General features: G+C 33.2%; 5 protein-coding genes, 1 tRNA gene and 1 pseudogene. 4 read left to right on the forward strand and 3 right to left on the reverse strand.

Going from position 1 to position 7,516, the window contains the following annotated elements; all coding sequences use genetic code 11:
• Both WBN21_RS01045 and WBN21_RS01050 read right to left on the reverse strand, forming a co-directional pair.
• Window positions 1-783: phage integrase SAM-like domain-containing protein (locus WBN21_RS01045; protein ID WP_424197459.1), on the reverse strand; the 783-nt coding region annotated here is incomplete at its 3' end.
• Between the two features lie 237 nt (window positions 784-1,020).
• A tRNA-Leu gene (locus WBN21_RS01050) sits at window positions 1,021-1,100 on the reverse strand.
• A gap of 310 nt (window positions 1,101-1,410) precedes the next feature.
• On the opposite strand from WBN21_RS01050, the gene WBN21_RS01055 reads away from it, so the two are divergent.
• The 3 genes from WBN21_RS01055 to pth all read left to right on the forward strand — a co-directional run bounded on the left by WBN21_RS01055 (window position 1,411) and on the right by pth (window position 3,959).
• Window positions 1,411-2,352, forward strand: a complete 942-nt coding sequence (locus WBN21_RS01055) for a ribose-phosphate pyrophosphokinase (RefSeq protein ID WP_424197460.1) — start codon at window positions 1,411-1,413, stop codon at window positions 2,350-2,352.
• 68 nt (window positions 2,353-2,420) lie between these two features.
• Entirely contained in the window at window positions 2,421-3,083 is a 663-nt protein-coding gene (locus WBN21_RS01060) for a 50S ribosomal protein L25/general stress protein Ctc (RefSeq protein WP_424197461.1), read from the forward strand.
• A gap of 249 nt (window positions 3,084-3,332) precedes the next feature.
• A complete protein-coding gene (gene pth / locus WBN21_RS01065; protein ID WP_424197462.1) occupies window positions 3,333-3,959 on the forward strand; it encodes an aminoacyl-tRNA hydrolase in 627 nt (208 codons plus the stop codon).
• 31 nt (window positions 3,960-3,990) lie between these two features.
• On the opposite strand, the gene WBN21_RS01070 is transcribed toward pth, so the two are convergent.
• Window positions 3,991-7,017: a reprolysin-like metallopeptidase gene (locus tag WBN21_RS01070; protein ID WP_424197463.1), complete on the reverse strand. Its 3,027-nt coding sequence runs from the start codon at window positions 7,015-7,017 to the stop codon at window positions 3,991-3,993.
• A 180-nt stretch (window positions 7,018-7,197) separates the two neighbouring features.
• On the opposite strand from WBN21_RS01070, the pseudogene WBN21_RS01075 reads away from it, so the two are divergent.
• Window positions 7,198-7,516 (forward strand): annotated as a pseudogene (locus tag WBN21_RS01075) (hypothetical protein); the annotation flags it as partial.

Consider the following 7,516-nt stretch of genomic DNA (forward strand, 5'->3'; position numbering starts at 1 on the left):
GTCTGAATATGCTAAACCTGTATAACAACAAAAAATAAAAATATCTCTAACTTGGTCTAATCTTAATATATGGAGTCTTTTGTCTATCATTGCTTGGATTTCTACTTCAGACAAGAACTCTCTTTCAGTTTCTTTTGAACGAGCCTTGAAATTCCTGAAAGGATCTTTGTCAATCCAATTATTAGCAATTGCAATTCCGATAATTTTTTTTAAACTTTTGATATATCGCATGGTTGAATTGTGGTTACAATTTCTCTTGCTCTTTAAATAAAATTCAAAACCAGTAACAAACTCATGGTTAAGTTGTTTTAAAGAAATATCATCAATGTTATAATGAAAAGAAGTAAAAAATTGAACATGCCTAAGAGTGGTTTCATATCTTTTTAATGTATTAATCGCATATTCTTTCCCTACTAGTTTTTTTATTTGATTATTGTGGTTTTTAAAAACTTCAATAAGCATCATTTCTTTTTCTCCAATTCCTAGGTAAGCATTTTTTAATGCTTTTGCAGTAATAGGTCTATTTTTTTCTATTAATTCTTGATGATTTTTATATATTTTGTTCTTAATGAAGTCTATTAACCTATTCAGGTTTTTCACTTCGTCTTTAGTCCCTCTAACCTTGCCAGCATTTGAATTCCAATTTATAACGTTTATCTTTCGTTTGATGCTTAATTCGGTACGCTTTCCATTCACAGTAATTCTCATATAGATAGGCGATTTGCCTTCTTTATCAACATCACTCTGTTTTGGGTAAAAAAGTATGGAAAATGTATTTTGCATGAGTGAGTACTTTTTTGATAATTAAATATATGAAAAAAATATTTAACAATAAAATATAATAGCCTGTTTAATAGATATTTATATAAAATTGAGTGAGTGATTTTTAACAAAAAAATACGCACCGAATTACTCACTTTTTGTTTGATATTATATGAATTTAAATGATATTATATAAAATTAAAAACCCTTATAAACATATATTTTATAAGGGTTTGTTGAAATTTGAAATAATTTTAGTACTCAAGGCGGGAATCGAACCCGCACTCCGAAGAATCGGATTTTGAATCCGACGTGTCTACCAATTCCACCACTTGAGCTTAAATTGAGCAGCAAAAATATAGTTTTTTTCGATATTATACCAGATGAATTTTAAAATGATTGATTATAAATTTGAATTATATTTTCTTTAGATGAAAAATAAAATTTAAGCATAGCCAAAGTTAAGGTTCTATTTTATATTAAGAGATAAAGGAAATAGAAACTAATTTGATCGATTATTTTGAAGTTTATTTGGTATTCTAAACAAAAATAGCATGCAATATACTTTTCAGGTAAAAATAATTGTCTAAATTTGCACCTCGTTAAAAATCACATAGTGTTTGCGCACTCTAAAACAACAAGTTAACAATGCCAATAGTAGTTACAGAAGCCAAAATATTTGCATGTACTCAAAGTAGAGTTTTGGGTAAAAAAATTGCCAAAGCTTATGGTGCAAAATTGGGTAATGTTATTACCTCTACTTATAGCGATGGTGAATTCCAGCCTTCTTATGAAGAATCTATAAGAGGCACTCGAATTTTTATAATTGGTTCTACAAATCCTGGTGCAGAAAATTTAATGGAAATGTTGTTAATGATTGATGCTGCAAAACGTGCATCGGCGAGACATATAACTGCTGTGTTGCCCTACTTTGGTTGGGCAAGACAAGACAGAAAAGATAAACCTCGTGTGCCAATTGCTGCAAAATTAGTGGCAAAAATGCTAGAGGCTGCTGGAGCAACACGTATTATTACAATGGATTTGCATGCCGATCAAATTCAAGGATTTTTTGAAAAACCTGTCGATCATTTATTTGCATCCACTATTTTCTTGCCTTATTTACAAAAGTTAAATTTAGATAATTTAACCATTGCATCGCCAGACATGGGTGGTTCTAAAAGAGCTTATGCTTATTCAAAAGCATTACAAAGCGATGTGGTAATTTGTTACAAGCAAAGAGCTAAAGCAAATATTATTTCACATATGGAACTCATTGGTGATGTAACAGGTAAAAATGTAGTTTTAGTTGATGATATGGTTGATACGGCTGGAACATTAACCAAAGCAGCAGATTTAATGATGGAGCGTGGCGCACTTAGTGTAAGAGCTATTTGTACGCATCCAATATTATCTGGTAAAGCTTATGATAATATAAACAATTCAAAACTAGAAGAATTAATAGTAACAGATTCAATACCTGTTAAACCTTTAAGCGATAAAATTAAAGTTTTAAGTTGTGCAAATTTATTTGCAGAGGTAATGGATAAAGTTCATAACAATCAATCTATTAGTTCACAATTTGTGATGTAAATCACTTCCGCGCAAGCGTTATAAAAAGAGTATTAATTAAATAATATAAATACAATTAAATTACAATTATGAAATCAATTACAATCAACGGATCTCAAAGAGAAAGCGTGGGCAAAAAAGCAACAAAAGCCTTACGTAATGCTGGTCAGGTTCCTTGCGTATTATACGGAGGAGACAAGCCAGTGCATTTCTCAGCACCAGAATTAGCTTTCTCAAAACTAGTATACACGCCAAATGCGCATACAGTTGTGATTGAGCTTGAAAACGGAGGAACTTTAAACGCAGTACTTCAAGATATTCAATTTCACCCAGTAACAGATAATATTCTACACGTAGATTTTTATCAGTTATTTGAAGACAAAGAAATTGCGTTAGATATTCCAGTACACCTTGTAGGTAACTCAAGAGGTGTTAAAAATGGTGGTGTTTTAAGAAAAAATAACAGAAAACTTCGTATCAAAGCATTACCAGCAAGCTTACCAGATTTTATAGAGATTGATATTACACCTCTTAAAATTGGCGATAAAGTTGCTGTAGGTGATTTACCAAGTGGCGATTACACTTTTTTACATTCAGATAATACGGTTGTTTGCCAAATTAAAACAGCAAGAACTGCAATTGTTGATGAAGAGGAAGAAGAAGAAGAAGGAGCAGAAGGAGTTGAAGGAGCAGAAGGAACTACTGAAGGTGGAGCAGAAGCACCAGCGGCAGAAGGAGCAGCTCAAGAATAGAAATTATTCAAGATTAAATAATATAAAGCATCCTAATTTATTTAGGATGCTTTTTTATTTTTACAAAAACAAAACAATAATTTGGGCGTTACCCAAAAGGGTCGGGCTTTATATTGCAAGTCCTCGTCACGCTAAGGCGCGACTGTGGGCTTTTCATTGCAATCCCTAACGCAGTTATCCGCCAAAAACAGTAATTGCTGCAAAAAATAGTAATACTAAACAAGGTGTTTTTAATGTAAAAATAGTATCATGTGTCAATTTTTAAAAAGGCTATTTAAAAGCAAAACGTATTTAGAAGAACAAAATCCTATGAAAAAATTTTTAATCGTTGGTTTAGGAAACATTGGTGAAAAATATGAAAACACACGACATAATATCGGATTTAAAATATTAGACTATTTCGCAAATCAGGAAGGTTTAACTTTCGAAACTCAAAAATTAGGCGATGTAACCACCTATAAATTAAAAGGACGAACATTTATATTTTTAAAACCAAATACCTATATGAATTTAAGCGGAAAAGCCATTCAGTATTGGTTAACAAAAGAGAAAATACCCTTAGAAAACTTACTGGTAATTACGGACGATTTAAACTTGCCTTTTGGTAGTATTCGCGTAAAAACCAAAGGAAGTGATGGTGGGCACAATGGCTTAAAAGATACTCAAGACAAACTAAACACAACAAATTATAACCGTTTCCGCTTTGGAATAAGCGATGCCTTTGGAAAAGGCAGACAAGTAGATTATGTTTTAGGAGAATGGACAGAAGAAGAAAACAAAAATCTTAAGGAACGATTAGAAAAATCAACAGAATTAATTAAATCATTCGCTTTAGGAGGTATAAATAATACCATGAATACTTTTAATGGTAAATAAAAAAGGAAGGTTAAAATACCTTCCTTTTTTATTATTCTACTATTATTTTTTTGGTCGATCGGCGTAAGCCATCAGTAACATTCAAAATGTACATACCAGATTGTACGTTTTTTAAATTTATAGTTTCCTCAAAATCACCACCTTTATTGTAAAGGTTTTTATAAATTATCCTGCCTCTTAAATCTACCACCTGAACATCTAGTTTGCCTGATATCGCGGTGCTTAATTTAATGGTAAATGTGCCAGTATTCGGATTTGGATAAACTGCAAAATTATCAAAGCCAAACGCTTCAACAGATAGGGTTGGCATAATATTTAGCCCATAATCTTCTACTTCGCCATCAAATGCATTTTCGCAAGCACTTGGTAAACCATCATCCTTATATTTGGTAGTAACACGCATTTTTGTATTTCCTAAAACGGCATCAACTGGTATGGTAATTGAAAGCGGTGAATTACCTGTTGCACCATCTGCAACGTTAAATGCATCGCCTAAATCATATTCCTCGCCAGTATCAAATTCACAATTTTGATTCCAGTCAATCCATGCACTTGAGTTAGTTGTAAAAGCACCATCTACGGTGTCTGTATTCACCCTAACAGTTAAATTATACGAACTTTCTCTATTTACATCGGTTGGTGCTGAGGTGTAATCGGAATAGCCAGAAGGTTTTCCCGAAGTTTGATTAATGGTATTAAACTGAACAAAAGTGGTACTTGTTTCATAATCTGTATTACCAACGGATGTACAAATACTATTAAAGAAAGGGAAACTAATGGTTTTGTCCTTTGTTTTAGGTTCATCAGTTGTTCCTCTTATGGTAATGCTGTAATTGTTTTGAGAAACACCATCTAAATTACTAATGGTCATAGTAACAGACCCTGAAGCATTTCTGGTTGTTGGTGAAAACGTTGCAGTAGCGCTACCAGGTAAACCTAAAGCACTAAACGTAGTCACGTCTGAAAAACCATTGACGGTAACATAATCAAAAGTAAAAACAACCGTTGTTTCGCCACAGTTAATTGGAACTAAATTTTCATTGACTATAAAAAAGTCAGATTCATCGGAAATTGAAAAATTGAAATCTGAAACATCATAAAAAATATTATCTGAAGCTTCAATTAATAGTCTAGCATCAGTTGTATCAGCCATAGCAGGGACAGTATAAGAATAAGAACCATCATTAGGGGTGTTTGACGCTATTGTAGTAAAATTTAACCCTCCATTTGTTGATAGTTTAATATTTACATTTTGACAATTAATAGTTGCTACATCGGCAGATTGGCCAACAATCCATTCTATATTTTGGGTCGAACCTTGAGCCCAAGAAACTGGGTTTATAACAGCAAATGGATCCGTACTATTTACTATTACTTCCATAAAATCGACATCTGTTTGTCCGCCGCCATTAGTACCCATAACATCATTATCTCTAACAGTTAATGCAAAAGTCATGATTCTGCTAACAGACGGAATTTTTTCCCAAGTGGTTGATCCGCCAGCGGCAACATACTCATCAAATTTAGGGATATTCCTAACTGGATTCGTGGTGCCTTCAAATGATCGTACTAAAGGACCAGTTGTATTTGTCTCTAGTGGAACTCCAGCTGGGCCTAAATCATACTGTTCCCATGTATAGGTGTGTCCAGCAGTTCCGTTAGGATCTGTTGAGCTACCCGTTAACTTGTAGGCTGTAGAAATTGGAATGACATAATCTGGTCCTGCAATAGCCACAGGAGCATTATTTGACAATGCCGTTTCGGTGCCACAAGTACTTAAACCTGTGTTGATATTATCCCAAATCATTTGAATACTTTTTTGATGAAAATAGGCATCACTTTGCGATTGTACGTTTTGCGGCGAACAAATACCGGCATAGGCCATTATAGTAGAACCACTTCCAGGTTCATAAGCATTGCTTGCTGTTCTATTGCCACCAGCACAGCTTCCAGTATCTCCATTAAAAGTATGGGGTGCGCCAAATTGATGTCCCATTTCATGGGCTACATAATCGATATCATATAAGTCTCCAACTGGCATAGACGACCCAGTAATTCCCATGGCCTTTCTACTAGTAACACAAGGTGAGTTTAATGATGCTAATCCGCCACCACCAGTACTAAAGGTATGCCCAATATCATAACTAAATGGCGTTGAAGTTGCTGCAGCATCAATTTCAACCTGACTTTCATTTAGTAATGCGGCTGAATCATTATTAGAAAAGTTATCTGAATTAATAAAAATGATATTTGTATTATCAACTAAAATCATTTTTATGGCTAAATCTCTCTGAAAAATAGCATTTACACGATTCATAGTTACCACCATGGCAGCTAATACTGCTGCTTTTTTGGATGCTTCGGTATCTCCAACAGTTAATCCTGCTGCCGTCCATTGGTATTGCGAATATTCAATGGTAGATGCTAATGCTAAATTGAAGGTTCTTAATTTACTATCACTTGCATTTTTTTCGAAATTAGAAGTTTTACTCGTTTCTTTCGCAACAGTCATATCGTCTGGCACAAAACATTGAAACTCCTTTTTTAAGGCTGGTAAATCGCCTTTATTATAAACAATATAACTGTTGTTTGAAGTATAAGGATCAATAAATTGGGTGCCTGTTTTTGTGCCAAATTCAAGAGCATGAAGTCCCTGAGGTGTGATACTAAAACTAATTGTTGATGCTGGGTTTTTTACGTTTTCACCAATATAAGTACGAATTTCAGGGTGCTTTTCTTGATAAGCGGTTTCTAAAATTGAAGATTCTTTTACTCGAAAATCATCAAATCCACCTTCATTATTCGGGAATTGAATAATTTGACCAGACGTTTTCTCTGTTTTTGAAACACGACCTAGTGTGTTTTTTAATTTATCCACATCCAATTGAAAGAAAACCGATTTTATAGGCTCCGTTTTTCTCAACATTTTTTTTCCAATAGTCGCTTCTTCCTTAGAAATTTTCGACCAAATTCCATACTTGTCTTGTGCAGAAATCGATGTGATTAAACATGAAAATAGAAGTAGGGTTAAGTAATTTTTTATTGTAAATGTTCTCATAGCAATAAAGATTTGGTTTTTTAGGCCTGCTAAAAATAGGCTCTTAAAGTATCATTTGCAAAAATAAAGCAGTCATTTTAAAATAGCATATATTTGTTTATGAGGTATAGGTATCTGTTTTTTTTAATAATTTGTTTCGTTTCTTGTAAAACGAAAGCCCAGCTAACACCAGCAAAATCAATGGAAGTTGTTACTGTTAATTGTCCTGAGGACGGCCAATGTACTTATGAAATTTTTAAAAACAAAACCCTAGAAATAAAAAAGGATAATCTAGGCAGTATTTATCCAGAATTAACAATTGGTAATGGTTTTGTGTTAAAATTTGAATATAAAAAGCTAGAAAACACTAATTATCAAGACGCTGGTTATCGAGAAGAAATTTTTATTGAATTAGATCAAGAGAATCTTCAATTTGAAACCACAGAATTAATTGACAAAAAATTATTCTTTGCACGCTGGTGTTATTGTAAAGGACAAACAGGATACTATAAAATCAATC

Source organism: Algibacter sp., from assembly GCF_049667265.1.
GTDB lineage: Bacteria > Bacteroidota > Bacteroidia > Flavobacteriales > Flavobacteriaceae > Algibacter_B.

Bases quoted from the DNA above. Each gene is read 5' to 3' on its own strand.
- WBN21_RS01055 (WP_424197460.1), top strand. From the start codon at position 1,411: ATGCCAATAGTAGTTACAGAAGCCAAAATATTTGCATGTACTCAAAGT.
- WBN21_RS01060 (WP_424197461.1), top strand. From the start codon at position 2,421: ATGAAATCAATTACAATCAACGGATCTCAAAGAGAAAGCGTGGGCAAA.
- pth (WP_424197462.1), top strand. From the start codon at position 3,333: ATGTGTCAATTTTTAAAAAGGCTATTTAAAAGCAAAACGTATTTAGAA.
- WBN21_RS01070 (WP_424197463.1), bottom strand. From the start codon at position 7,017: ATGAGAACATTTACAATAAAAAATTACTTAACCCTACTTCTATTTTCA.